A 23,632-nucleotide genomic window follows, 5' to 3' on the forward strand; every position below is an offset into this window, starting at 1 on the left:
GCGGAAGCCCGCCTGATTGTCAGGTCGCATCCCGAACCGGAAAAATGAAGCCCACTTTTCCTGGGATACTCCCAAACGCGAAAAACGCCGGCGGACGAAAACTCGTCGGCCAGCGTGAGCCCCAAAACGTGAATGGCGGCCCGTTATGTCTTACCACCAGACCGGAGCCGGGCGGTTTGTAATTGCTTCGATGGTGGAGCCTAGCGGGATCGAACCGCTGACCTCAACACTGCCAGTGTTGCGCTCTCCCAGCTGAGCTAAGGCCCCGTTCCATCGATGTCCGGATCTGTATCAGATGCCGTTTCCCTCTGCCAGTGGAACCCCATCGGCGTCGGGAGGTGGCCCTTTATGAGAGGAGTATTCCTTTCGCAAGGGTTTTTTCTAGCCCCGCTCCCCTTTAACGGCGAGCGGGGCTAGGAAAATCAACTATCGTCTTCCTTCTCGTCGTCCGCCGTCTGGACGCCCAGATCGTCGTCGCCGCCAAGGTCGACATCGTTATCGGGCGAATCGTCGTCGTCATCGACGTCGATATCCAGATCGTCATCGGCCAGATCCGAATCGGCTTCCTTCTTCTCGTCCTTCTTCTCTTCCTCGAACGGGATCGGCTGCTTCGTCTTCAGCACCGGTTCGGGCGTCCACTCGTTGCCGCATTCGATGCAGGTAACCGGGTCTTCCTTGCCCAGGTCATAGAAGCGTTCACCGCATTTGGGGCAGGTGCGCTTGGTGCCCCATTCTGCCTTCGCCATAAGTATATCCTTGTCTCATCCGGCCCGCCCATGATCGGGTGAACCGGGTAAATAGCGTTTGTTGCGTTTCAGAGTTGACCCGGAATCGCGAGCGGGCGCGCCTTGCCATAGGGCCATGCCGCTGTCAAAGCACCGCGCCGTTAGACGATCAGATAGGCAGTCCCTTGAGTCATTCCAACCCGCCCTCCCCCAAACGTTTCGAGAGGCCCGGCCCGCTGACCGGTCGTATCCGCGTGCCGGGCGACAAATCGATCAGCCACCGCTCCATCATGCTGGGCGCGCTGGCCGTGGGCGAGACGCGGGTCACGGGCCTGTTGGAAGGCGAGGATGTGCTGGCCACCGCCGCCGCCATGCGGGCAATGGGCGCCCAGGTGGAGCGCGGCGAGGATGGCACCTGGCGGATCAACGGCGTGGGTGTCGGTTCGCTGCTGCAACCGCAGCAGGCGCTGGACATGGGCAATTCGGGCACCAGCACGCGGCTGCTGATGGGGCTGGTCGCCAGCCACCCGATCACCGCGATGTTCACTGGTGATGCCAGCCTGTCGAAACGCCCGATGGGCCGCGTGATCGAGCCGCTCTCGCAAATGGGCGCCTCGTTCGAGGCAAGTCCCGGTGGGCGCCTGCCGCTGATGCTGCGCGGCATCTCTCCGGCGGTGCCGATCACCTATCGCCTTCCTGTGGCCTCAGCGCAGGTGAAAAGCGCCGTGCTGCTCGCTGGCCTGAACACCGCCGGGACCACCACGGTGATCGAGCCGGTGCCCACCCGCGACCATTCCGAGCGGATGCTGCGCGGTTTCGGCGCCTCGCTGGAGGTGAGCGAGGAGAACGGGGAGCGGGTGATTGCCATTCAGGGCGAAGCCGAACTGAAGCCGCAGGGTATCGTCGTGCCCGGCGATCCGTCCTCTGCCGCCTTCTTCGTCGTGGCGGCGCTGCTGGTGCCGGGCAGCGACCTCGTGATCGAGAACGTGGGCCTCAATCCGACCCGCGCCGCGCTGTTCGACGTGCTGCGCGACATGGGCGGTAACATCGAGGAACTGGATCGGCGCGAAATCGGCGGGGAGCCGGTGGCGGACCTGCGCGTGCGGCATTCGGCGCTGAGCGGCGTAGAGGTGGACCCTGCCGTCGTGCCAGCCATGGTGGACGAATTTCCCGTACTGTTCGTCGCCGCCTCGTTCGCGCAGGGCACGACCACCACCACCGGCCTTGAAGAACTGCGCGTCAAGGAATCCGACCGCATCACCGCCATGGCCGAGGCCCTGACGCTGGCGGGCGCGCGGGTGGAAGAGCGCGAGGATGGCCTTGTCATTCACGGCACCGGTGGCGATCCGCTGCCCGGCACGCCCGAAGACGCAGAGGTCACGACGCACCTCGACCACCGCATCGCCATGGCCATGGCGGTGGCAGGGCTCGCCAGCCACAATGGCGTGACGGTGGACGACACCGCGCCCATCGCCACCAGCTTTCCCACATTCGAGACCTTGCTGGCCTCGGCGTCAGGCACCAGCTAGGCTGTGCCGAACCGGAGACTACAGCTCATGACCACCCGATCCTTCCGCCGCTTCGTGGCACCTGCGCTGCTCGCGCTGGCTGCCTGCTCCGGCGCTGCCCAGGCCGCAACGTATACGATGTTCAAGGACCCGAACTGCGGCTGCTGCGACCACTGGGCCGACCACGTTCGCGAAGGCATGGATACCGAGGTCGCCGTAACCCAGAGCACCGACATGCTGGCAGTGAAGGACGAACACGGCGTGCCCGCCCGGCTTCGCTCCTGTCACACCATGATCGTCGATGTCTACGTGATCGAGGGCCACGTGCCCGCCGCCGATATCGAACGCCTGCTGGCAGAGCGGCCCGAGGGTGTGCGCGGTCTTGCCGTGCCGGGAATGCCCGTCGGTTCACCCGGCATGGAGATGGGTGACCGCACGCAGCCCTATCAGGTGATCGCGTTCGGCGATGCGGGCCTGTCCATCTTCGCAAGCTACGAGTGATCTGAACTTCGCATGGGTCCGGATCTCGACATATTCGCCTTCATCGGCTTCATCGGCACTGCCTGTATCATCGGCGCCTACTTCTACCTGACGGCGGTCGACAAGCCGAACCCGTGGCTGCTCCACGGCACGAACCTTATCGGCGCGGCGCTGCTTTTTACGTCGCTGCTGGTGCACACCAACTGGCCCAGCCTGATCCTTGAAGGGTTCTGGGCCGCCATCGCCATCTGGGGCCTGACCAAGGCACTGCGCGGACGCAGGCGCACCGAAGAAGGAGCGCGTGAGGCATGATCATCGCGGTCGACGGACCCACTGCTTCCGGCAAGGGCACCATTGCGAAGGCGCTGGCACGGCATTTCGGTCTGCCGCATCTCGATACCGGCCTGCTTTATCGCGCCGTGGGTTATCAGGTCTCGCTCTACGATGGTGATCCGGACGATCCGGCAGAGGCGCTGGCTGCGACGCGCTTCGCCGACGAATTGCTGGGCCACCCCGAACTGCGCAGCGAGGCGACCGGTGGTCTGGCCAGCCGTGTCTCGGTCCATCCCGGCGTGCGCAAGGCTTTGCTGGAACGGCAGCAGGCCTTTGCCGGCCAGCCCGGCGGCGCAGTGCTGGACGGTCGCGATATCGGCACGGTCATTGCGCCAAATGCCGATGTGAAGCTGTTCGTCACCGCCAGCGTGGAAGCGCGCGCGCAGCGGCGCTGGCAGGAAATGCGCGACCGGGGCGAGAGCCACACCCTGCTGGAGATCGAGGACGACCTGCGCCGCCGCGACGAGCGCGACCGCACCCGCGCAACGGCTCCGCTCGTCGTGCCGGACGACGCCTTCGTGCTCGACACCACCGCGCTGGACAAGGACGCCAGCATTGCCGCTGCAATCGATGCAGTGCTGGAAGCGACCGGGCAGAAGCCCTGCCCTTGAACTACACGCGCGCCCTGGCCTTGCTGTCGGCAATCTGGGCGGTGATGCTGGCATGGTCCGGCTGGGCCCCTTTCGACCGCGCGACATGGCTGATGGAGGTGGCGCCAGTCCTGATCGCCTTGCCGGTCCTGTGGCTGACGCGAAAGGCATTCCCGCTAACGCCGCTGGCACTGGTGCTGACCGGCCTTCACGGCATCGTGCTGATGCTGGGCGGCGCCTACACCTATGCCCGCGTGCCCATCGGTTTCGAAGTGCAGGAATGGCTGGGTCTCGCGCGCAATCCGTATGACCGGTTCGGCCATCTCATGCAGGGCTTCGTGCCCGCCATCGTGTTTCGCGAGATGTTGCTGCGTCTATCCGTGCTGCGTCCCGGATTGCTGCTGACCGTCTTGCTGCTGGCATGCTGCCTTGCCGTCAGCGCCAGTTACGAACTGATCGAATTCGGTGCCGCCATGGCGCTGGGCCAGGGCGCGGAGGAGTTTCTGGGTACGCAGGGCGACCCGTGGGATACGCAGTGGGACATGCTGATGTGCCTGATCGGCGCGGCTCTGGCCCTACTGGCCCTCTCGCCCCTGCATGACCGGCAATTGTCGCGGCTCTAGCCTTCGACCTCGCGTCGCAGGTCGCTCATCAGGCCCAGCGCGAAAAGCCCCTCCACCACCAGGAACAGCGGGCCGACAAGGAAGCTGCGCAGATCGTCTACGAAGGCCGGTTTGCGCCCTTCGAACTTATGACCCACCAACTGGAATATCCACCCCACGACGAACAGCCCGATGCCTCCGCCCAGCCATGCAGCCTGCGACATCCAGGCGACGGCATGGCCCACGGCGACGAAAACCGCGAGCAACAGCGCCATCAACGCGCCGATGGCAAGGTTCAGGCGCAGGTAGAACACGGCAGCCAGGGCAGAGAGGAGGATCGCCGGCGTCAGGGTAATGTCCGCCCATCCCGATACGGCGATTTCCACCGCGGGCCGGGCAAGCAGCGTCATGATCGACAAGACGATCAGCGGAATGCCCACCACGTGCGTCAGCACATTGCGATGGTCATGGTGATAATCGCGGTATTTCGCGAGTTGCCGGGCGAGGGAATTGTCGGGTGTCATCCCCCTTCCCTACACCGGATTTCAAACGGCACAAAATGGGTATGACGACCCACGCAAACCGACTGGCGATATGCAGGGAATGGATTGGCCGGGATGGCCGGTAAGGTTTTCCCCTTCAGAACAGTGTTCCAGGTGTTCCAGGTTAGCGCTTCCCTGCCCCCTCGCGGAGTCGCTTTAACCTTGCCAAACTGCGCATTTTCGCATAGGCGCCCGCTCGTTCGACGGACGGATCACATGTCCGCGAGCGTGCAAACCAGCATGGTCGGCTTTCCACCGGGGCGCAACGACGCCTTTGCCTGCTGCATTTCACGCCCGCTCTCATGCCATTCGAAGAGCGCCCGTGTCGGCATCCGGCCGCATGGGCAGTTCGGCCCTTTTGCCCGCCTCTCGCAATCCCGCGAGGCGCGGAGACAAGACCCCCGGATCAACCGGGTGGCCGGAAAAAACGTGAAGTAGGAACTTAGAAACATGGCAACATCTGCCAATCCCAGCCGCGACGATTTCGCGGCTCTCCTTGATGAACAGCTCGGCGGCGCCGAGGGCGGCTTCGAAGGCCGCGTCGTCAAGGGCACCGTTACCGCAATCGAAAACGGCATGGCCGTTATCGACGTTGGTCTGAAGAGCGAAGGCCGCGTCAACCTCAAGGAATTCAGCCGCGTCGATGGCGAGCACGGCCTGAGCGTCGGCAGCGAAGTCGAAGTCTTCGTCGACCGCGTCGAAAATGCCGACGGCGAAGCCATGCTGAGCCGCGACCGCGCCCGCCGCGAAGCTGCCTGGGACAAGCTGGAAAGCGAGTTCGGCGAAGGCAAGCGCGTGGAAGGCCGTATCTTCGGCCGTGTGAAGGGCGGCTTCACCGTCGACCTCGACGGCGCCGTGGCCTTCCTGCCCGGCAGCCAGGTCGACATCCGCCCCGTGCGTGACGTGACCCCGCTGATGGACGTGCCGCAGCCCTTCCAGATCCTGAAGATGGACCGTCGCCGCGGCAACATCGTCGTCTCGCGCCGTGCCGTGCTGGAAGAAACCCGCGCGGAACAGCGCAGCGAACTGATCGACAAGCTGGCCGAAGGCGAAATCACCGATGGCGTGGTGAAGAACATCACCGACTACGGTGCCTTCGTGGACCTGGGCGGTATCGACGGCCTGCTGCACGTGACCGACATGAGCTACAAGCGCGTCAATCACCCCAGCGAAGTGATCGAGATCGGCCAGACCGTGACCGTGCAGATCATCCGCATCAATGCCGATACGCAGCGCATCTCGCTGGGCATGAAGCAGCTGGAAAGCGATCCCTGGGAAGGCGTCGGCGCCAAGTACCCGGTGGGCGCGAAGGTTACCGGCCAGGTCACCAACATCACCGAATACGGTGCGTTCGTGGAACTGGAGCCTGGCATCGAAGGCCTGGTCCACGTTTCCGAAATGTCCTGGACCAAGAAGAACGTGCACCCCGGCAAGATCGTCTCCACCTCGCAGGAAGTGGAAGTCATGGTGCTGGAAGTGGATTCCGAGAAGCGTCGCATTTCGCTCGGCCTCAAGCAGGCCCAGTCGAACCCGTGGGACGACTTCGCAGAGAAGTTCCCGGTCGGCTCCACCGTCCAGGGCGAAGTCAAGAACGCTACCGAGTTCGGCCTGTTCATCGGCCTGCCCGGCGACGTGGACGGCATGGTTCACATGTCCGACATCGCCTGGGGCATCTCGGGTGAAGACGCGCTGGCCCTGCACCGCAAGGGCGAGGAAGTCGAAGCCGTGGTTCTCGATGTCGACGTCGACAAGGAACGCATCAGCCTCGGCATGAAGCAGCTTGAAAAGGGTGCTCCCTCGGCTGAAGGCGCTGCTGGCGCTGGTTCGCTGCGTCGCGGCGAAGTCGTCACCGTTACCGTGCTGGAAGTCCGCGATGGCGGCCTCGAAGTTCAGGTTGGCGACGACGGCGCAACCGGCTTCATCAAGCGTTCGGACCTGGGCCGCGACCGTGACGAACAGCGTCCCGACCGTTTCCAGACCGGCCAGAAGGTGGATGCCATGGTCACCGGCTTCGACCGTTCGAAGAAGCCGAACTTCTCGATCAAGGCCTACCAGATCGCCGAAGAGAAGGAAGCCGTGGCACAGTTCGGCTCCGCCGACTCCGGCGCCTCGCTGGGCGACATCCTGGGCGAAGCCCTGAAGAAGAACGACTAAGCTCTTCGTTCCCTGCGAGGGAATTTGGAAAAGGCCCGTCCGGAGCGATCTGGGCGGGCCTTTCCTACATCTGGTGGTCGTGTAGAATGGCGCCCATGCTCAAGGTTCACCAGTTCCCCTGCCTGTCCGACAACTACGGCTTCCTGCTGCACGATCCTGTCAGCGGAGAGACCGCCTGCATCGATACGCCCGATGGCGAGGCGTACCTGCGCGAGGCGAAAGCCATGGGCTGGACCATTACGCAGATCTGGAACACCCACTGGCATCCGGACCACGCCGGAGGGAACGAGGCGATCAAGGCGGCCACGGGGTGCACCGTGATCGCTCCCTTGGTCGATGCTGAGAAAATCCCGGCTGTCGACCGTACCGTGCGCGACGGAGATTTCGTGAAACTGGGCGAGCACAGCGCCTGGGTGATCGACGTAAGCGGTCACACCATGGGTCACATCGCCTATCACCTGCCTGACAGCGGCATGGCCTTCGTGGGTGACAGCGTGTTCGCGCTGGGCTGCGGCCGCATGTTCGAAGGCACGGCTCCGCAGTTCTGGGACAGCCTCTCGCGCATCAGGCGACTGCCGAGCGACACGACCCTTTACTGCGCGCACGAATACACGCAGGCCAATGCGAAGTTCGCCCTGCATGCCGATCCGGAGAACAAGGCATTGAAGGATTATGCGAGGGAGATTGACGAGAAGCGGGCGGCAGACAAACCCACCGTTCCTTTCCCGCTCGCGCGCGAGTTGAAGACCAATCCCTTCCTGCGCGCCGACGATCCGGACATGCAGGCACGGTGGGGTGGTGACGCCCCGCACGAGACGTTTGCCACCTTGCGAGAGGCGAAAGACAACTTTTGACCGGCGCCGTCACTCTTCTTCCCTATGACGCAGAGTGGAAGTTGCAGTTCGAACGGGAAGCGTGCCTGGTTCGAGGCGCCCTTGGCGAGGCACTGCTGGCAATTCATCACATCGGCAGTACCAGCGTACCCGGCCTGCTTGCCAAACCGCTGATCGACATGCTGTTCGTTTTTCGCAGTCCCGAAGCGATAGAAAAGCGCGCGCCGACATTGGCCAGGCTCGGCTACGAAGCACGCGGCGAATACGGCATCGCGGGGCGGCAGTACTTCGTGAAGCGGGGCACCGGTGGAGAAAGCACGCATCACCTGCATGGCTACCAGGAGGGTTCGCCGCACATCACGCGCCACTTGGCCTTTCGCGACCTGTTACGCACAGACCCATCGACTGCGGCGCAATACGCAGCGCTGAAGAGCGCGATTGTCACTGGCGAAGCGGTGACGCGCGACGATTACCAACGCGCTAAGGCCAGTTTCATTGATCGGTGCGAACGTGAGGCGTTGAGAAGACGCTGAACGTAAAAACGCCGCAACCCGTGAAGGCGCGGCGTTTTCTTATTCTGTAGCTGTCGGTTGACTTGCGCAGGCTCAGAGCCCCGCGATTACCTCGTCGGCCAGCGCCTTGTCGGCAGCGGCGTTATGCTTGGCGCGGATCAGCTGCGCGGAAGCTGCGGTGGAGGCGTCGGCGGCCTTGGCACGCAGGTCAGCAAGGGCCTGCCGTTCTGCGGCAGCGATCTTGTCCTGCGCCATGCGTTCGCGGCGTGCGATCATCGCGGCGGTGTCTTCCTCGGCCTTTGCGACAATGCCGTCGGCCTCGCGGCGGGCATTGTCGAGCATGGCTTCAGCGTCCTTCTCGGCACCAGCGATCTTGGCGGCGTATTTCTCGCGCAGGCCCTCGGCTTCGGCGCGAAGCTGCTTGGCTTCATCCAGATTGTCGCGAATGGCCTTGATCTTGGCGTCCAGACCGCCGGTGATCGACTTGTGCACCTTGGCGCCGGCAAAGGCGATCAGCAGCAGCACGGCCATCGCGATCGAGACCCACTGAAAGGGTACCAGACCCAGCAGTTCGGGCTCGGCATGGGTCGCAGCGCCGTGTTCGTCCGAAACCTCGATCATCGCCTCTTGCGTGGAGAAAACTTCGGGCATCTGCTCGGTCGTCTCAGGGATAGTGGTCGCATTACCCATGGGCCATCGCCTTCTGCACTGCCGAGCGGGCTTCAGTCTCGGTCACGGTCACGTTGGCAAGGCGAGCGGTGATGTCCTGCGCAGCCTCTGCCGCAACGCTTTCGATCTCCGCCGCAGCCGCTGCACGGCTTTCCTCGATACGGGCTTCGGCGTCGGCCAGCTGAGCATCGATGCGAGCTTGCACTTCGGCCAGCTTGCCTTCGGTTGAAACCTGGGCCTTGCCCTTGGCTTTGCTCACCAGCGCCTGCGCTGCCTCGCGGTTGGCGTTCTCACGCTTGCGCCAGGCTTCCTCGGCCTCGTCCGCCGCATCGCGGGCTGCCTGGGCAGCGGAAAGATCGTCGGCAATCTGCTTGTCGCGCAGGCCCACGGTGTCCATCACCTTGGGCACCATGCCGCGGCCGACGACGAAATAGACGAAGCCGAAGATCACCAGCAGCCAGAAGATCTGGCTGGCATAGGTTTCGGCCAATTGGGCTATCTGGGGCATGGACGGATTCCGCCTATCTGCGCGAGATTACAAATTACAGGCCAGCCGGGCGCAACTACACCCGGCCAGCCGATGATCGAAGTCGATCAGGCGACGAAGATCAGGATCATCGCCACGACGAACGCCAGCAGGCCGAGAAGTTCGGCAGCGGCGAAGCCGATGAACAGGCGACCCTGCTGGCCGTCAGCGGCACCGGGGTTGCGCAGGGCGGATTCGAGGAACGAACCGAACACGTTACCCACACCGATGGCGGCCATACCGGCACCGATTGCAGCAAGACCGGCACCGATCAGCTTGGCAGCTTCCATATCCATGAGATTATCCTTTCAAGAGAATTCGTTACTTAGAGTGATTGCGAGATTAGTGCAGGTTCTCGGCGTCGTTGATGTAGAGCGACGAGAGAAGTGCAAAAACGTATGCCTGGATTGCGGCAACCAGAAGTTCCAGCGCGCAGATGCCGATCATCAGCAGGAAGCTGGGAACACCAACCAGAAGCCCGAAACCGGCGCCGGCGTTCCAGCCGTCGATCACGAAGCTGGACAGCACTTCCAGCAGCACGTGACCGGCCATCATGGCGACGAACAGTCGCAGGCCGAGGCTGAAGGGGCGCACGAGGAACGAGATAAGCTCGATCGGGAAGATGATCGGGATCATCGGCAGCGGCGTGCCGTGGGGCACGAACAGGCTGAAGAAGTGGAAGCCATGCTTCCAGAAACCCACGATCAGCACGATCGAGAAGGAAAGGATCGCCAGCACGCCTGTGACGGTGAAGTGGCTGGTGAAGGTGAACGGGTGCAGACCCACGATACCCAGCGGGAGCAGGCCGAGAAGGTTCGCGAACAGGATGAACATGAAGAGGCTGAAGATATAGGGCACGTACTTGCGCCCTTCCTTGCCGACGTTGGCTTCCAGCATGTCGTCGATGAAGCCGGTGAAGGTTTCCACCGTCATCTGCCAGCGACCGGGCACCAGCTCGCGCTTCATGCCGCCCAGCATGAAGACCCACAGCACGACGGCCGTGATCAGCATCCACAAGGCGGAATTCGTGAAGGCGATATTGAATCCGGCCACATCCATGTTCGCACCGAGCAGCGGCTCGATGGTGAACTGGTGCATCGGATCAACCTTGGCGGTTTCGGCTGCCACGTCTCTGTAAACCCTTGCGTTTCTAGTCCGTTCAGTCGCCCGAAGGCGGCTGGCTGGAAGACCGGATGATGTTCCTGAAGGCGACCACGATCCCGAGGAAAAGGCCGATCAACAGAGCCCAGGGATTGGTGTCGGTAAGCCATCCGATGGCATAACCGACGACCGCTCCACCGAGAATCCCACCTAACAGGTCTGCCAGCACCTTGTTACCAGCCCTGTAGCTGGCATCGGAGCCTTTGACCTGCGGCGCGTTGCGCTTCTCTTCTCGCTCGCGTGCGGCTTTCAACCGCCCTTCGAGCGCATCGATCCGCGCATCTTCGCCGTTGGGTTCCCGTGCAGGTTTGTCGTCACTCATGCCGCCTCCTGTAGGTGAAGGAAATGACACGCGCAACGCGCTACCCGCCGAGGGCGCCGCCCCCTTAGATGGGGGGGTATGGTCGAGTCAACCGGTGGAGGGGTCGGTTTTGCCGATATCTTCGCGATTGCAGCATGGTCGCGGCGAGGAAGCGGCGCCCCATGCTTCACTGGCCAACAGTGCGTCTTGCTCCTCTCTCATAGAGTGATAGCATATCGACCAGGCTTTGGGGGAAGCACGCATGACCAGAATTGCCAGAGAGCGATGGCTCCATTTCGCACTGGCGGTATTTATCTCGGGCTGCGTCTATTGGGGTTTCTTCTACACCTATATCGGCCCCTGGATTGCAGCAGGTCCGGCACAAGAATTGTCGCTGGCCGTCCATGTTCACGGGGTCAGCTTCCTCGCGTGGTACGCACTGCTTTTCGTACAGGCTTCGCTGGCGATGGCCCGTTCGATGAAACTCCATCGGTTGCTGGGCTATGCAAGCATCGCGCTTGTCATCGTGATGGTTGGTTCGGGCATGCTGGTGCTGGGCGTGCGGATGCGCGCAGGTCTCGGCGGCAGCGAGCCTTTCTGGGCAAGCTTCAGCCTTGCGATACTTTCGGGCCTCTTGCTGTTCGGCGCCTATTACGTGCTGGCTTTGCTGCGGCGGAACAGGCCTTCGGAGCATCGCCGGCTGATCGTAATTGCGGCCGCTACCGGCAGCGGCGCTGCGATCTTCCGCATCTTCATGGTGAACTTCGGATTTTCCGACACCGTTACGGTGCTCGGGATCCTTGCCACCAACCTGTTCATCGTCGCGGCTGCTGTCGGAGACAAGGCCATCACCGGCAAGGTGCACCGTACCTACAAGATCGGCCTGGCGGTCGCGCTGTCATTCGAAATTGCTATGCTTGGACTGGCTCTCACCGAACCCGGAGTAGCATTGCAGCGCGCGATCGTGCGCGTGCTGGAGCCTGCGCTGGTGCTGGCACAATAGGCCCCATTCAGAGTCTCGAAGGTGTCAGGGGCAGCGCGGATCACGCCGGGGCGGACCGTTTCCGCGCTGCTGCCACGTGCCGTCGGGCGCCTGGTACATTTCGCCGGGCGAGGTACGCGAGATGGCGAGGCAGCCCGCGGTAAAGGCATATTCCTCCAGCGTGGCGTTGTTCGCCTGCGCCTGCTCGGCATAAACCGCGCGGCGGCGATTGTTGATGTCGTTGACCATGGCCTGCAAGGCAGGCGAGGCAGCGCCCACGATACCGAGATAGCCGTCCATCTTCTCGCCAACCTGGCCGCTTTCGCGGGCCGCCTGGTAGGCCGGGTCGCGCTGCGCGGCGGCGGGGGACGCGAGCATGCCCAGCATCGCGGTTGCCCCGGCGATCTTCAAGAGTGTCTTCCCAATCATCATTTTCGTCGCTCCCTGCGGGATGCCCCGATCAGAAGATCGAGGAATTGTCTTCTATTGTCTGCTCGGCATCGTCTGCCAGGCGGTAGATCACTTCCTGCGTAATGTTGATGTTCAGTTCGATCACGATCGGCTCGTCAGGTGCTTCCAACGTGATGCACCCACCGAGCGAGATCGTTGCCGCCATCGCCACCACTGCGACCAGCCTGTGCCCTGCCCCTTTCATGGAGGGACTATGCACAGCACAGTCGGAATTCGTCAATTTCGGCATGGTCATGGCACAGGCTCGCTTTCCTGGGGCTGAATATCGGTTTCATCGTTTTCGAGAGCTTCGCGCAGGCGACGCTCGTCTTCCGCGGCTTCGGCGGCATCACGTTCGTCTACGGCTTGCTGGTCCACCGATTCCTGCAGTCGCACGCCATCGTCGTTGATCAGGCCAAGGCTACGGGGATCGCGCACGGCCGACGGATCGTAGAGGCTGCGCAGCGACGTAATCAGTTGGTAGAACGGAGCGCGGATATTGATGCGCAGTTCGATGGGCAGGTCGTCGATGGCACGGGTGATCAGGTTGCTCTTCGCGGTCTCGCCCTGCCCGATGCCCTCGAATCGCACCCGCGTCACCAGTTCGCCGGTAAGCGGACCGTCCATCAGGATCTGCATCTCATCATAACTGAGATCGCGCAGTGCGCTGAAGGCGTAATTGGCGAAGAACCCCATATCTTCGTAGGTTAGTTCGCCGATATAGGCGACGTTCCCGCCCGGCGGGCGCGATGTCAGCACGCCATTTTCCAGCCTGCCGTTACCGTTTTCGTCGAAGATGATCGGCACCACCCCGTCGAACACGCCGGTGGCGGCAAGGTTGCCCAGTTCCATCTGCTGCACGAATTGCGAGGCTTCCAGCCCCTCTATCACCAGCACGTAGCTGCGCACTTCCTCCACCCCGAAGCGGATATCGACCGGGCGCATCGTCAGCGTTCCGCCCATGAACGGCCAGGTACCGCCCTGCAGCTGCAGAAGTTCCCCGTTGCTCAGCTGGAATGTGACGACGCCGTCGTAGACTTCGATCCCGGGATTGACCCGGTCGATGGTGATGCGCTGGTTCGGCGCCGTCGTGAGGGCGAGCAGGTCGGTGAACCGGATCGTACCTCGCGCGCCATAAACCGGGCCGAATGCCGCCGCGAGATCGATACCGTCGGTGGTGAAACTTCCGCTGGAGGTAACGGCGTCCGCGTTCCAGTCGATCCTGCCGGTGCCCCGGACACTGCCCTGTACGTCGCTAACAACGCCCAGCGCCAGGCAGGTGAGGCCACGCGGGCGCTGCTGCGTGCCTGCCTCCTCCAGACATTGGCTGTAGGTAGGAGCAGGCTGCAGCGAATCGTCGAACACGAGGTTGTCGACGTTCAGATCCGCATGGCCGGTGCCGGTCGCCAGATCGTGGACGATTTGCACCTGCGTGATTTCGCGGTCCAGCACCGGCTCGCGCAATATGGCATCGGCGGTGATACGGTTGTCGAACAGCCAAAGGCTGGCATCGCGGGCGATCAGCGGCTCGAACCGGTTGTTCTCCTGACGGTCCTCAACCCGCAGCGCGGCATCGGTTATCGTCAGGCGATTGTCGTCATAGCGCCAGCTGCCCGCAGCGTCGAATATATCGAGCGGCACGGAGGCGAGGAACACGTCGGCCCCCTGGAAAGCACCGACGATGGTGTCTGCGGAGAGGTTTGCGCGAAGATCGGTGATGGTAAAGCGCTGCCCACTGTCCGCCGGACCGAGACGGATGTCGAGATCGCTCGCCGCAAGGGTGCCTGGCCAGGCAACACCAACCGGACCCGAGCGCACGGAGATTGGTGTTTCGGCCAGTCGTCCTGTCAGATCGAGCGCGTTGGCGCCCGCGGCAAATTGCAGACCGCCGGTGCCATAGCGCAGGATCGGCTTGCCGGAGGGCGGGCACAGCGTCAGCGATTCGCGCCCGAGTTGAAGGTTGGCAATCGTCAGCCGGTCGAACCGCACGTCGCGGCAGCCGCGCCACATGCTGAAGCTGCCATTGGCTGCCATGATGGCATCAAGCGGTAGCTCGAGCCCGGATACCATGCCGCCCGGTATAGCTCCGTCGGCGTAGGCGCGGCCATTCACGGCAATCTCTCCGCCGCGCCCTTGCAACAGGCGCACGTCGGACAGGGCAAGGGATGCGTTGCCCGCCGTGTATTCCCGCATTGCCATGCGCAGTTCCAGCGCGCCGCCGGGCGTTTGCTCCATGCGTCCCGAGATACGGGGCAGTCCCGCTCCGCCTGTCTGGAAATTGCCCGAAAAGAGCGGCAGTCCGCCCTCCCCCATGTCCACTTGCCCGCGTGAAAGCGCGAGCAGGGTTTCACCACTGCCGCCGCGCAGGCGAGCCTCCGGTATGGAGATGGTGGATCGCCCATCGCGCTGCCGCGCGGTAAAGCTGGCTTGCAACTGGCTGCCGCGCAGATCCCGCGCCAGGTTCAGGCCGATGCGATTGAGCAAGGGCTGGAGCAAGGTTCCGCCGGTCGCCTCGGCAGCGGCGGCTATGGCGCCATCGATATCGGGCCCCATGCGAACGTCTTCGCCTGCGATTTCGCCTTCCACTTCGAGCTGGCCGAAGTTTTCCAGCGCCCTCACCCTGCCTTCGACAGCCAGGTCGCCGAAGGCAGCGAAAGGCGTGTCGGCATCGACGGCGGCAAGATCGTAGCGAACGTTAAGGTCGCCATCGCGCCAGATGAAGCGACCGTCACCGCGAAGGCCCGCGCGAATATCGGCAAGGGCGACCGAATCGACATCGAAAGCTATATCGCTGGCGAAGTCGACAAGGTTGCGTTCGGCTTTCAGGTTCAAGTTCACGCTGGCATCGCGCAGTTCCAGCCCGCTACTCTCGCAATCCAGCGCAGCAATGCGCAAGGGACCGCGCAGCACGGGCCGTTCGGCATCGATTGCCACCCGTCCATAGAGCGTCACGTCCTGCGCCGCACAGTCGCCCGAGGCGAGCGAGGGCGCTACCGCCGCCAGTTCACCAGTGAAACCGCCCCGCAGATGGCCGCTGCCCGAAAGTTTCAGCCCGACCCGGCCATATTCGCTGTCCAGCAGGGCACGCCCGTCGTCGATTGCCAGACGCAAGCTGGGAAATTCGAAAGGACCGTCCTCGCCGCCATAAATGAACGGGTCAAGCGCCCCGAAACTCACCCGCCCATTCTGCAAAGTGCCGAACAGGCGCGGACGGATCAGGCGGACTTCGGTGATGTCCGGCAATCCCAGCCTGGGGGTGATCAGCACCTCGACGCGCTCAACAGTCAGGTCCGGCAGTTCGGGATCGCCGATCACGATATTGGCGAACACCTGCTTGCGCGGGGAGATTTGCACGATGTCGTAGATGGCGGGCACGCCCTGGTCGGCAAACGTATCGGCAATGAAATCGTCGGCGATTTCCTCGCGCTGCAACCAACCCAGCACTGCGGCGACCAGCAAGGTGACGATCGTCACGCGGAAACCCGCCCGCAAGGCGCGCCGCTTGCGCCCCCGTGGGCGATCGTTTCCGGTCTCTTGCGGGGGCTGCGACATTGCACCGCCACACTTGCGCGAGAGCGGCGACAAAGGCAATGCACCGCGTAAGGGAGTGAAAGCCTTTCGTGTCGCAGGATATTCAAAATTCAGCAAAATCATCTGCCGCGGGCCATCGCGCCCGGTTGCGGGAGCGATTGCTGGGCGGCGGTGCGGAGGCGCTGGCCGACTATGAGGTGCTGGAATACCTGCTGTTCGGCGCGCTTGCGCGGGGCGATACCAAGCCGCAGGCAAAGGCATTGCTCGCACGTTTTGGCACCCTTGCAGGCGTGCTGAACGCAGAAGCTGCCGCCCTGAAACAGGTGAAGGGGGTGAGCGACGCCAGTGTCGGCCAGATCAAGATCGCCGCACTGGTGGCCCGGCGCATGGCGCGTAGCCAGGTGCAGGATACGCCTGTGCTGGGAAGCTGGCAGGCACTGCTGGATTACCTCGCCATCGACATGGCGCACCTGACCACGGAACGCGTGCGCGTGCTCTATCTCAATGCGCGCAACCGCCTGCTGCTGGACCACCACTTTGGCGATGGCACGGTGGATGAGGCGGCGATCCATCCGCGCGAGGTCATCAAGCGCGGGCTCGACCTGGGCGCATCGGCCATGATCCTGGTGCACAACCACCCCAGCGGCAATCCGGAGCCGAGCCGGGCCGATATCCAGATCACCCGGCGTATTGCCGATGCGGGCAGACCGCTGGGACTGACAGTGCACGACCACGTGATCGTGGGGCGCGAGGGGCACGTTTCCATGCGCGCCAAGGGGCTGATCTGATCCCTATTGCGGCGCGGTTATCCCGTGCCGGGTATAGAATGCCTCCAGGTGCGGCGCCATGCGAAGGGCGATGGTCAGGTCTTCCTGGGCTCCATCAACATCCGCGTGCATCTTGGCCATGGCGCGCAGGTAGTGCGATTCGGAAAGGCCGGGCGATATCGCCAGCGCCCCGTCCAGATCGGCAATCGCGCCTTCGTAGTCACCCTGGCGGAAGCGGATCAGCGCCCGGCTATCCAGCGCGGCGGCAGCGTTGCTCGCACGCTCGATAGAGCGCGTGCACACGTCCAGCGCATCCTCCAGTCCAACGTTCCACAACCCGCGGAACCAGCAATCGGAATTGAGCGCATCGGCACTTTGGGGCGCTTGCGCCACCGCATCGGCCATAAAGTCCTGCGCATCTTCCAGCTTGCCTTCGGCAGCGGCGATGGTGGCCATCATGGACAGGTGCCAGACCATGTCGTCATCGGTCACTGCCAGCGAGTTCATCAGGTCGCGCGCCTCATCATACCGGCCATCGTAGGCGAGCATCTGCGCCACTTCGCGCGCCAGCCCGTTGTCGAGGTCGAGTTCGTATGCGGCCTGCATGTCCGACAGCATCGCCTTCTCGTCGCCCAGCGCGCGGTGCAGCCATGATCGGCTGCTGAATGCCCATGACGACGGCTGTTCCTCGGCCAGCACATCGAAGTCGGCCAATGCCGCGTCGAAATCATAGATCGACTGCAGGAACATGGCGCGCGCGATCAGTGGCTGGAAATCGTCCTCGTCGGCAAATTCGATTGCCTTTTCGTATGCCTCCAGCAGGGGTGCGGCGCGTTCGGCGCGCTGCGCGTCGGAAAGCTCCCAGCGCCAGGTCACGCTTTCGGGCGGAACCAGTTGCAGGGAATGGCTGCTGATCTGCCGGGCGGCGCGGCGCGCGTCCGGGAGGTCGTCAGGAGCGATCTCGCCAAGCAGCCCGAAGGTCTCTCCGGTTGCCAGCAGTTCGTCGCCGTCGATGCTGGCGGTGCGGGTTATGCGCGTGTTGCCATAGCCCAGTTCGATTTCCGGCTCCCCTTCAAGCGTGAAGCCATCGCCGCCCTCGGGCAGGCGCATACGCATGCCGAATGCCTGCCGCATGGGGCCAGGGGTCGCTACGGGAATGTCGCGCCACGCCGGGCGGGCACGGTTGGGGTTGAATTCGCTGACGTCCTCACCGGCATCGATGTTCGATCGCAGCCTTCCGTCCACCCATTCGAATTGCGCCTGTGCCACGCCGCGCACCTGCAGGCTGGCGACGGCTTCTTCATCGTCGTAGGCAATGTCCAGCGAACTGACTTGCATCGCCAAGTCGCTTCCGCCGGAAAAGTTACGCGCCATCGATTGCAGCATGGCCGGGTTGTTCGCATCGACCACGGCCTGCATCTGGGCGGCGGTTGGTCCAACGAACTGGATGTCCATTGTAACCAGCGCGGGAAAGTCTATCCCGGCGGAGTGATCCATCGTCACGTTCGCCCGCATCTGCGGCATGGCGAGATCGCGCTGCGTCATCGGTATCAGGTCTGCACCGCCTTCGCGCAGCGGCAGAGCGTAGTGAAACGGCGGCACGTCGGAAAGGGTCGCCAGCCGCGTGGCGGCGCTGGTCCCGTCCAGCCAGTAGTCGGTGCCATCGATAACGGCGTGGACGATCACATGATCGAACGCGGCGGGCAGCGGCAACAGTTCGGGCACCGCATCGCCCATGCGCGAACTGACCAGAACGGGTTCCGCCTCTATGTCCATTTCACGCAGCAGCGCCAGCAGCAGGACCGTTTTCGCCTTGCAGTCGCCGTAGCGCACCTCCCAGGTCTCATTGGCGGATTGTGGCAGGTAGTTGCCGCCATCCAGGCCGTTGAGCAGATAGCTCACCTCGTCCTGTACCAGCCGCACTGCGCGCGCGGCGCGGTCCAGCGGATCGTCCGTCTTGCCCATGATGCCGCGTGCCAGGCCGGCTACGTCGGAATCCGCGCCCACATCGGCAGCGGCATCGAAATGGGGGGCCATCACGGCTGAAACCTCATTCCAGTCGGCAAAGCTGCCTGCCCGCAAAACCGTGGGACGATGAAACCGTCGCGGAGCATCCATCGGCGTCGGATCCGGCTCCGCCAGCGGCAGGTCCACGGTGATGTACTGATACCCGTCACGCAGTTCCGGCTCCGCCAGTTCCACACGCTCTTCCACGTCCCAGTAGATTTCCTCATCCGCTGGCCAGCTCAGCACGGCGCGCGCGGTGCCCACCTGCCACGGCTCGCTGGGGAGGTACTGGGTAGCCTGCACTTCGTCGCCCAGCGCCTGGTCGGAGGTGGACACCGTGTGGGCAATGCGCAGCACGTCACCCTCGCGCAGACCCGGCACGGATACGGTAGCGGTCAGGCTGCCATCCAGCAGACGGTCTTCCAGCCCCTGTTCGCGCCGCAGGACATCGAAGGTCACGCCGCGTTCGAGCAGGTCGATCACCTCTCCATCGCGGTAGATCTCCATGCTGTGGACGATCAGGTCACCCTTGTCCGGCAGCCATTCCAGCGTTTGCGTGTTGGATTGCATCAGCGACTGGGGATTGTCGATCCGCTGCGCCCAGTCGACGTAGGCCCACGCGACCCCGTCCTCCAGCCGGTGCTGCCAGTCGAACAGCAGGGTGGCGGGGCCATCCTGGGCAATGGCAGCGTCGATGTCCGCTTCTTCGACCCAGGCAGGGGCCGGCTGGTACAGCGGTTCCTCTCCTGCATGGGCGGGCGCGCTCATGACAATGGACACCAGCGGAAGGGCGACGATAGAACGGTACATGAAATTCCCCTGTTTGCCGCACCTGCCGATGTTGCGATCTGCCTGTAATCACACCACGAACCCGGCATGAAAGCAACGTCGGCAATCGCGCGCCTTGCCATTTTCGGACACACGGCCTAGCCGCGCAGCGACTTTGCCACCCAGATATCATCCGGAGTTCACGATGGTCCCCCGTTACGCCCGCCCCGCCATGACAGCCATCTGGGAACCGGAAACCAAGTACGAGATCTGGTTCCTGATCGAAGCCCACGCTACGCAGAAGCTGGCCGAGCTGGGCGTGGTGCCCGAAAGCGGGGCCAAGGCCTTGTGGGACTGGTGGGCAACGAACCCGAAGATCGACGTCGCCGCCATCGACGAGAAAGAGCGTGTGCTGAAGCACGACGTGATCGCCTTCCTCGACTGGGTGGCGGACGAGGTTGGCCCGGAAGCGCGCTTCATGCACCAGGGCATGACAAGTTCGGACGTGCTCGACACGACGCTGGCGGTCCAGTTGGCGCGCGCCACCGATATCCTGCTGGAAGACCTCGATGCCCTGCTGGACGCGCTGAAACGCCGCGCGCAGGAGCATAAGTACACCGCCACCATCGGTCGCAGCCACGGCATCCATGCAGAGCCTACGACGTTCGGCCTCAAGCTGGCGCAGGCATATGCCGAGTTCGACCGCTGCCGCGATCGCCTGCAGGCCGCGCGGAAGGAAATCGCCACCTGCGCCATCAGCGGCGCGGTAGGCACCTTTGCCAATATCGACCCCAGCGTCGAGGAATACGTCGCCGAACAGCTCGGCCTGACGGTAGAGCCTGTTTCCACACAGGTAATCCCGCGTGACCGTCACGCGATGTATTTCAGCGTGCTGGCCGTCATCGCCTCCTCGATGGAGCGGCTGGCGGTGGAAGTCCGGCACCTGCAGCGCACCGAAGTGCTGGAAGCGGAGGAATATTTTTCCCCCGGCCAAAAGGGTTCGAGCGCGATGCCACACAAGCGCAACCCGATCCTGACCGAGAACCTGACCGGCCAGGCGCGCATGATCCGCGGCTATGCCATTCCCGCGCTGGAAAACGTGGCCCTGTGGCACGAGCGCGACATTTCGCACTCTTCCGTCGAGCGCTTTATCGGCCCCGACGCCACCATCACGCTGGACTTCGCCCTCGCCCGCCTGACCGGCGTCGTGGACAAGCTGCTCGTTTACCCCGAGCGGATGCAGAAGAACCTCGACAAGATGGGCGGCCTTGTCCACTCGCAGCGCGTCCTGCTGGCGCTGACGCAGGCCGGCATCACGCGCGACAACGCCTACCGGCTGGTGCAGCGCAACGCGATGAAGGTGTGGGAATCGGATGGCCAGATGTCGCTGCTCGACCTGCTCAAGGCCGACGCGGAAGTGACTGCCGCGCTATCGGAGAGCGAGCTCGAGGAGAAGTTCAACCTCGATTACCACTTCAAGCACGTGGACACGATCTTCGACCGCGTTTTTGCAGGGTAGCCGCACCACCCTTCCCATTGCGGGAACGCTGGCCTAGCATCTCATCCAAATCGCTAACGGGACAGGAAAGAAACGAATGCAGATCGTTCGCACCGTCATCTGGGTACTGCTGCTGGTAGGCCTGCTGCTGTTTTCCATCGCCAACTGGGATCCAACGGTAACCGTGACCATCTGGGATGGCATCGTGGTCGACACCAAGATCCCGGCAATCGTGATCGTGTCGTTCGCAATCGGCTTTGTGCCGATGTGGCTTTATCACCGCGCCAGCAAGTGGAAGATGCGGCGCAAGATCGCGAGCCTGGAGAATGCCGCGCGCACGGCATCCACCACGCCAGTCGCGGCCAGGCAGGATGTCGAGGAAGAACCCGTGCGCACGCAGCCCGACGCGCGCTCCGATCCCGATACACCGCTCAAGCCAACCGAACCCGTGGATGACAACGCCGAAACGACGGCGCAGCGCGGCGACGAAACCCGGTCCGCCCCGCTGTTCGGAGACGACATCGGCGATGGCACTCACCGCGATAACGACAGCGGCAGCAAGCCATGAGCAACCCTGTCTATCTCGCGCTTGACGTGCCGCAACTGGATGCGGCGAAAGCGCTGGTGGAGAAAGTCAGGGGCCATATCGGCGGGGTCAAGCTGGGTCTGGAATTCTTCTGCGCGCACGGCACCCACGGCGTGCACGAGATCGCGCACCTGGGCTTGCCGATCTTCCTCGACCTGAAACTGCACGACATTCCCAACACGGTCGCAGGCGCCATGCAATCGCTGCATGTGGTGGAGCCAGCCATTATGACCGTGCATGCCAGTGGCGGACGCGCGATGATGGAGGATGCGAAAGCTGCGGCCGGAGAGAACACCAAGGTCGTGGCCGTCACAATGCTCACCAGCCTGGACGAGCGCGATCTCGAGCGTACCGGCGTCGGCGGCACGCCGCACGATCATGTGATGCGGCTGGCCGAGCTGGCGAAGGACAGCGGCCTCGACGGTATCGTGTGTTCGGGACAGGAAGTGAAGGCGGTCCACAAGCAGTGGAAGGACGGCTTCTTCGTCGTTCCCGGCCTGCGTCCCGGCGGAAAGGCCACCGGGGACCAGAAGCGCGTAGTGACGCCGCGGCAGGCGCGCGACGATGGGGCCTCGGTGCTTGTCATCGGCCGCCCCATCAGCCGCGCGGACGATCCGCTTCAGGCCGCCCGCGAGATTGAGGCGACGCTGTAGAAAATTTTTCTGCATTCGGCAGCGTCGGCTTAACCCTTCACCAACACTGCCCGCTCCACTAAGTGAAGCCTATGTCAGACCAGCTCATAAAGATTTGCGGACTCACTACCGGCGACACCATCGATGCCTCAGTCGATGCAGGTGCGACCCATGTCGGCCTCGTCCATTTCGAGAAGTCGCCGCGCCACCTCTCGATCGCGGAGGCGGCGAAGCTGCGCTCGCGCGTGCCGGACCATGTGCAGGTCGTGCTGCTGACCGTGAACCTACAGCCAAAACCCACATCGGAAGCCCTGCAGGAAATCCAGCCGGACGTGCTGCAACTGCACGGTGCCGAAAATCCGGAGTGGCTGGCGCTGATTCGCCAGAATTCCAACCTCGAAGTCTGGAAGGCCGTGGGGGTCAAGGATCGCGGCGCGCTGGAACGTGCGGCGAAATACCGGGACAGCGCGCACCGCCTTCTCTACGATGCTGCCGCTGGCGCGTTGCCGGGGGGAAATGGCCTTGCGCTCGACTGGCGGCTGTTGCTGAACCATCGCCACGTTCTTCCCTGGGGGCTGGCGGGCGGACTTGGCCCGCACAACGTGGCCGATGCCATCCGCTACACCGGCGCGCCGCTGGTCGATGCCTCGTCTGGGCTGGAAAGCGAGCCCGGCAAGAAGGACCCGGCAAAGATCGCCGCGTTCTGCAAGGCCGCACGCGAAGCACGCGCCAAGGCAGCCTAGGTGTAGGGTCAAAGCAGAAAGGGCGGCCCGTAAGACCGCCCTTCCCGCCAGCTACTGATCGGCTCAGAAGTTAAAGCCAACGCCCACGGTTGCAGCGTTCACATCGATGAAGTCGCTGAAGAAGTGGCGATATTCCGCGCTCACGTAGACGGACTGGCCGACACGGTGGCTGTATCCGGCGCCAAGGTAGGGTGTGTCCTCGCCATCGCCGAACGCGTAGCCGCCGGCAGCGTAAAGGCGTCCTGCGTCGCTTACGCGGACACCGGCACGTGCGCCAAGACCCCAGACGAAGTCGGCACCGTCAGCCAGCAGGTGATCGGCGGACCCTTCAACGCCGATGAAGGCCGAATCGCCAAGGTCGAAATCGTATCCGAGCGCAGCGCCGGCCACGGCCTCTTCCTGGCCGCTAGCCCAAGCGACACCGCCACGCACTTCGGCGCGGCCCGTGCCCATGGCTTCCTGGGCCTGTGCTGCAGCAGGTACCGCAACCGCGGCGGCGAGCGTTGCCATTGCGATAGCAATCTTATTGGTATTCATGTCTCTCATGTTCTCCAGGACCCCCGAACCCGATGTTCGGACCCGTCCTGGCGCCTAATTGCGAGCGAGAACATTGTTGGAAAATGAACGAATCGATCAACCGCTAACAGCAAACGACTAGCGCCGCAGGCGATGCAACCATCCCCGACCAGAGGCCTATCTGGACACCCGCCCCTACCTCTGCCAATCGGCGAT

26 protein-coding genes and 1 tRNA gene are annotated in these 23,632 nt (G+C 63.4%); 14 read left to right on the forward strand and 13 right to left on the reverse strand.

Annotated elements, in window-relative coordinates; genetic code table 11:
• Window positions 1-191 precede the first annotated feature (191 nt).
• Together D2V07_RS02180 and D2V07_RS02185 are read right to left on the reverse strand one after the other, a co-directional pair.
• Window positions 192-267 (reverse strand) — tRNA-Ala (locus D2V07_RS02180).
• A 155-nt stretch (window positions 268-422) separates the two neighbouring features.
• The gene (locus tag D2V07_RS02185; protein WP_119584361.1) at window positions 423-746 is read right to left on the reverse strand and encodes a TIGR02300 family protein; all 324 of its coding nucleotides are present in this window, start codon (window positions 744-746) and stop codon (window positions 423-425) included.
• A 164-nt stretch (window positions 747-910) separates the two neighbouring features.
• Here D2V07_RS02185 and aroA point away from each other — a divergent pair, with 164 nt between their 5' ends.
• From aroA to D2V07_RS02210, 5 genes are read left to right on the forward strand one after another with little or no spacing between them, the layout of a single operon-like run.
• The gene (gene aroA, locus D2V07_RS02190; protein WP_119584362.1) at window positions 911-2,254 is read left to right on the forward strand and encodes a 3-phosphoshikimate 1-carboxyvinyltransferase; all 1,344 of its coding nucleotides are present in this window, start codon (window positions 911-913) and stop codon (window positions 2,252-2,254) included.
• Between the two features lie 27 nt (window positions 2,255-2,281).
• Window positions 2,282-2,734 (forward strand): DUF411 domain-containing protein, encoded by a 453-nt coding sequence (locus tag D2V07_RS02195; RefSeq protein WP_233548202.1) that lies wholly within the window; start codon window positions 2,282-2,284, stop codon window positions 2,732-2,734.
• Window positions 2,735-2,746: 12 nt separating this feature from the next.
• Complete coding sequence (locus tag D2V07_RS02200; RefSeq protein WP_119584363.1) at window positions 2,747-3,025, forward strand: CBU_0592 family membrane protein; 279 nt, start codon at window positions 2,747-2,749, stop codon at window positions 3,023-3,025.
• On the forward strand, window positions 3,022-3,657 hold the full coding sequence (locus tag D2V07_RS02205) for a (d)CMP kinase (RefSeq protein WP_119584364.1): 636 nt from the start codon (window positions 3,022-3,024) through the stop codon (window positions 3,655-3,657). Before D2V07_RS02200 ends, D2V07_RS02205 begins: the two co-directional genes overlap by 4 nt.
• The gene (locus D2V07_RS02210; RefSeq protein ID WP_233548203.1) at window positions 3,654-4,259 is read left to right on the forward strand and encodes a DUF2238 domain-containing protein; all 606 of its coding nucleotides are present in this window, start codon (window positions 3,654-3,656) and stop codon (window positions 4,257-4,259) included. Before D2V07_RS02205 ends, D2V07_RS02210 begins: the two co-directional genes overlap by 4 nt.
• Here D2V07_RS02210 and D2V07_RS02215 read toward each other — a convergent pair.
• Window positions 4,256-4,762 carry an Mpo1 family 2-hydroxy fatty acid dioxygenase gene (locus tag D2V07_RS02215; RefSeq protein WP_119584365.1) on the reverse strand — a complete coding sequence of 169 codons (507 nt, stop codon included), beginning with the start codon at window positions 4,760-4,762 and terminating at the stop codon, window positions 4,256-4,258. The two genes, D2V07_RS02210 and D2V07_RS02215, sit on opposite strands and share 4 nt — an antisense overlap.
• Before the next feature lie 468 nt (window positions 4,763-5,230).
• Between D2V07_RS02215 and rpsA the strand changes: the two genes are divergently transcribed.
• From rpsA to D2V07_RS02230, 3 genes are all read left to right on the forward strand, one after another.
• Complete coding sequence (gene rpsA, locus D2V07_RS02220; RefSeq protein WP_119584366.1) at window positions 5,231-6,934, forward strand: 30S ribosomal protein S1; 1,704 nt, start codon at window positions 5,231-5,233, stop codon at window positions 6,932-6,934.
• Between the two features lie 95 nt (window positions 6,935-7,029).
• Window positions 7,030-7,788 (forward strand): hydroxyacylglutathione hydrolase, encoded by a 759-nt coding sequence (gloB, locus tag D2V07_RS02225; RefSeq protein WP_119584852.1) that lies wholly within the window; start codon window positions 7,030-7,032, stop codon window positions 7,786-7,788.
• Entirely contained in the window at window positions 7,785-8,300 is a 516-nt protein-coding gene (locus tag D2V07_RS02230) for a GrpB family protein (protein ID WP_119584367.1), read from the forward strand. The genes gloB and D2V07_RS02230 overlap by 4 nt, the downstream gene beginning before the upstream one ends.
• 72 nt (window positions 8,301-8,372) lie before the next feature.
• Here D2V07_RS02230 and D2V07_RS02235 read toward each other — a convergent pair whose 3' ends face one another.
• The 5 genes from D2V07_RS02235 to D2V07_RS02255 form a co-directional block, all read right to left on the reverse strand.
• Entirely contained in the window at window positions 8,373-8,969 is a 597-nt protein-coding gene (locus D2V07_RS02235) for a F0F1 ATP synthase subunit B family protein (protein WP_119584368.1), read from the reverse strand.
• Entirely contained in the window at window positions 8,962-9,456 is a 495-nt protein-coding gene (locus D2V07_RS02240) for a F0F1 ATP synthase subunit B family protein (RefSeq protein WP_119584369.1), read from the reverse strand. Before D2V07_RS02240 ends, D2V07_RS02235 begins: the two co-directional genes overlap by 8 nt.
• Before the next feature lie 86 nt (window positions 9,457-9,542).
• Window positions 9,543-9,770: a F0F1 ATP synthase subunit C gene (locus tag D2V07_RS02245; RefSeq protein ID WP_057884388.1), complete on the reverse strand. Its 228-nt coding sequence runs from the start codon at window positions 9,768-9,770 to the stop codon at window positions 9,543-9,545.
• A 46-nt stretch (window positions 9,771-9,816) separates the two neighbouring features.
• Window positions 9,817-10,602 (reverse strand): F0F1 ATP synthase subunit A, encoded by a 786-nt coding sequence (locus tag D2V07_RS02250; protein WP_267899732.1) that lies wholly within the window; start codon window positions 10,600-10,602, stop codon window positions 9,817-9,819.
• A gap of 31 nt (window positions 10,603-10,633) precedes the next feature.
• Window positions 10,634-10,957 carry an AtpZ/AtpI family protein gene (locus D2V07_RS02255; protein ID WP_119584370.1) on the reverse strand — a complete coding sequence of 108 codons (324 nt, stop codon included), beginning with the start codon at window positions 10,955-10,957 and terminating at the stop codon, window positions 10,634-10,636.
• A gap of 241 nt (window positions 10,958-11,198) precedes the next feature.
• On the opposite strand from D2V07_RS02255, the gene D2V07_RS02260 reads away from it, so the two are divergent.
• Window positions 11,199-11,939, forward strand: coding sequence for a DUF2306 domain-containing protein (locus D2V07_RS02260; protein ID WP_119584371.1), 741 nt, complete (start codon window positions 11,199-11,201; stop codon window positions 11,937-11,939).
• Between the two features lie 24 nt (window positions 11,940-11,963).
• On the opposite strand, the gene D2V07_RS02265 is transcribed toward D2V07_RS02260, so the two are convergent.
• Genes D2V07_RS02265 through D2V07_RS02275 form a run of 3 tightly spaced genes read right to left on the reverse strand, consistent with a single transcriptional unit; the run spans window position 11,964 to window position 15,842 of the window.
• Window positions 11,964-12,347, reverse strand: a complete 384-nt coding sequence (locus tag D2V07_RS02265) for a YdbL family protein (protein WP_407641577.1) — start codon at window positions 12,345-12,347, stop codon at window positions 11,964-11,966.
• A 31-nt stretch (window positions 12,348-12,378) separates the two neighbouring features.
• A complete protein-coding gene (locus tag D2V07_RS02270; RefSeq protein WP_119584373.1) occupies window positions 12,379-12,573 on the reverse strand; it encodes a YnbE family lipoprotein in 195 nt (64 codons plus the stop codon).
• 47 nt (window positions 12,574-12,620) lie between these two features.
• A complete protein-coding gene (locus D2V07_RS02275) occupies window positions 12,621-15,842 on the reverse strand; it encodes an intermembrane phospholipid transport protein YdbH family protein (protein ID WP_158586749.1) in 3,222 nt (1,073 codons plus the stop codon).
• Window positions 15,843-15,988: 146 nt separating this feature from the next.
• Between D2V07_RS02275 and radC the strand changes: the two genes are divergently transcribed.
• Entirely contained in the window at window positions 15,989-16,687 is a 699-nt protein-coding gene (radC, locus tag D2V07_RS02280; protein WP_119584856.1) for a RadC family protein, read from the forward strand.
• 3 nt (window positions 16,688-16,690) lie between these two features.
• Here radC and D2V07_RS02285 read toward each other — a convergent pair whose 3' ends face one another.
• The gene (locus D2V07_RS02285) at window positions 16,691-19,483 is read right to left on the reverse strand and encodes a transglutaminase domain-containing protein (protein WP_119584375.1); all 2,793 of its coding nucleotides are present in this window, start codon (window positions 19,481-19,483) and stop codon (window positions 16,691-16,693) included.
• A 163-nt stretch (window positions 19,484-19,646) separates the two neighbouring features.
• Between D2V07_RS02285 and purB the strand changes: the two genes are divergently transcribed.
• The 4 genes from purB (at window position 19,647) to D2V07_RS02305 (ending at window position 22,900) form a co-directional block, all read left to right on the forward strand.
• On the forward strand, window positions 19,647-20,960 hold the full coding sequence (gene purB, locus D2V07_RS02290; RefSeq protein ID WP_119584376.1) for an adenylosuccinate lyase: 1,314 nt from the start codon (window positions 19,647-19,649) through the stop codon (window positions 20,958-20,960).
• Between the two features lie 76 nt (window positions 20,961-21,036).
• The gene (locus D2V07_RS02295; protein WP_119584377.1) at window positions 21,037-21,507 is read left to right on the forward strand and encodes a LapA family protein; all 471 of its coding nucleotides are present in this window, start codon (window positions 21,037-21,039) and stop codon (window positions 21,505-21,507) included.
• Window positions 21,504-22,178: an orotidine-5'-phosphate decarboxylase gene (pyrF, locus tag D2V07_RS02300; RefSeq protein WP_119584378.1), complete on the forward strand. Its 675-nt coding sequence runs from the start codon at window positions 21,504-21,506 to the stop codon at window positions 22,176-22,178. Before D2V07_RS02295 ends, pyrF begins: the two co-directional genes overlap by 4 nt.
• 71 nt (window positions 22,179-22,249) lie before the next feature.
• Window positions 22,250-22,900 carry a phosphoribosylanthranilate isomerase gene (locus tag D2V07_RS02305; RefSeq protein ID WP_119584379.1) on the forward strand — a complete coding sequence of 217 codons (651 nt, stop codon included), beginning with the start codon at window positions 22,250-22,252 and terminating at the stop codon, window positions 22,898-22,900.
• Between the two features lie 63 nt (window positions 22,901-22,963).
• On the opposite strand, the gene D2V07_RS02310 is transcribed toward D2V07_RS02305, so the two are convergent.
• A complete protein-coding gene (locus D2V07_RS02310; protein WP_119584380.1) occupies window positions 22,964-23,437 on the reverse strand; it encodes an outer membrane protein in 474 nt (157 codons plus the stop codon).
• Window positions 23,438-23,632: the final 195 nt, after the last annotated feature.

This window comes from Aurantiacibacter zhengii (assembly GCF_003584125.1).
Classification (GTDB): Bacteria; Pseudomonadota; Alphaproteobacteria; order Sphingomonadales; family Sphingomonadaceae; genus Alteraurantiacibacter; species Alteraurantiacibacter zhengii.

What these genes read in the sequence shown, in the direction of transcription:
- D2V07_RS02205 (WP_119584364.1), top strand. Translation starts at nt 3,022, where the DNA reads ATGATCATCGCGGTCGACGGACCCACTGCTTCCGGCAAGGGCACCATT.
- D2V07_RS02255 (WP_119584370.1), bottom strand. Translation starts at nt 10,957, where the DNA reads ATGAGTGACGACAAACCTGCACGGGAACCCAACGGCGAAGATGCGCGG.
- D2V07_RS02235 (WP_119584368.1), bottom strand. Translation starts at nt 8,969, where the DNA reads ATGGGTAATGCGACCACTATCCCTGAGACGACCGAGCAGATGCCCGAA.
- D2V07_RS02295 (WP_119584377.1), top strand. Translation starts at nt 21,037, where the DNA reads ATGCAGATCGTTCGCACCGTCATCTGGGTACTGCTGCTGGTAGGCCTG.
- D2V07_RS02245 (WP_057884388.1), bottom strand. Translation starts at nt 9,770, where the DNA reads ATGGATATGGAAGCTGCCAAGCTGATCGGTGCCGGTCTTGCTGCAATC.
- D2V07_RS02260 (WP_119584371.1), top strand. Translation starts at nt 11,199, where the DNA reads ATGACCAGAATTGCCAGAGAGCGATGGCTCCATTTCGCACTGGCGGTA.
- D2V07_RS02285 (WP_119584375.1), bottom strand. Translation starts at nt 19,483, where the DNA reads ATGTACCGTTCTATCGTCGCCCTTCCGCTGGTGTCCATTGTCATGAGC.
- pyrF (WP_119584378.1), top strand. Translation starts at nt 21,504, where the DNA reads ATGAGCAACCCTGTCTATCTCGCGCTTGACGTGCCGCAACTGGATGCG.
- D2V07_RS02310 (WP_119584380.1), bottom strand. Translation starts at nt 23,437, where the DNA reads ATGAATACCAATAAGATTGCTATCGCAATGGCAACGCTCGCCGCCGCG.
- gloB (WP_119584852.1), top strand. Translation starts at nt 7,030, where the DNA reads ATGCTCAAGGTTCACCAGTTCCCCTGCCTGTCCGACAACTACGGCTTC.
- D2V07_RS02215 (WP_119584365.1), bottom strand. Translation starts at nt 4,762, where the DNA reads ATGACACCCGACAATTCCCTCGCCCGGCAACTCGCGAAATACCGCGAT.
- D2V07_RS02185 (WP_119584361.1), bottom strand. Translation starts at nt 746, where the DNA reads ATGGCGAAGGCAGAATGGGGCACCAAGCGCACCTGCCCCAAATGCGGT.
- rpsA (WP_119584366.1), top strand. Translation starts at nt 5,231, where the DNA reads ATGGCAACATCTGCCAATCCCAGCCGCGACGATTTCGCGGCTCTCCTT.
- purB (WP_119584376.1), top strand. Translation starts at nt 19,647, where the DNA reads ATGGTCCCCCGTTACGCCCGCCCCGCCATGACAGCCATCTGGGAACCG.
- D2V07_RS02240 (WP_119584369.1), bottom strand. Translation starts at nt 9,456, where the DNA reads ATGCCCCAGATAGCCCAATTGGCCGAAACCTATGCCAGCCAGATCTTC.
- D2V07_RS02195 (WP_233548202.1), top strand. Translation starts at nt 2,282, where the DNA reads ATGACCACCCGATCCTTCCGCCGCTTCGTGGCACCTGCGCTGCTCGCG.
- D2V07_RS02305 (WP_119584379.1), top strand. Translation starts at nt 22,250, where the DNA reads ATGTCAGACCAGCTCATAAAGATTTGCGGACTCACTACCGGCGACACC.
- D2V07_RS02270 (WP_119584373.1), bottom strand. Translation starts at nt 12,573, where the DNA reads ATGAAAGGGGCAGGGCACAGGCTGGTCGCAGTGGTGGCGATGGCGGCA.
- D2V07_RS02200 (WP_119584363.1), top strand. Translation starts at nt 2,747, where the DNA reads ATGGGTCCGGATCTCGACATATTCGCCTTCATCGGCTTCATCGGCACT.
- D2V07_RS02265 (WP_407641577.1), bottom strand. Translation starts at nt 12,347, where the DNA reads ATGATTGGGAAGACACTCTTGAAGATCGCCGGGGCAACCGCGATGCTG.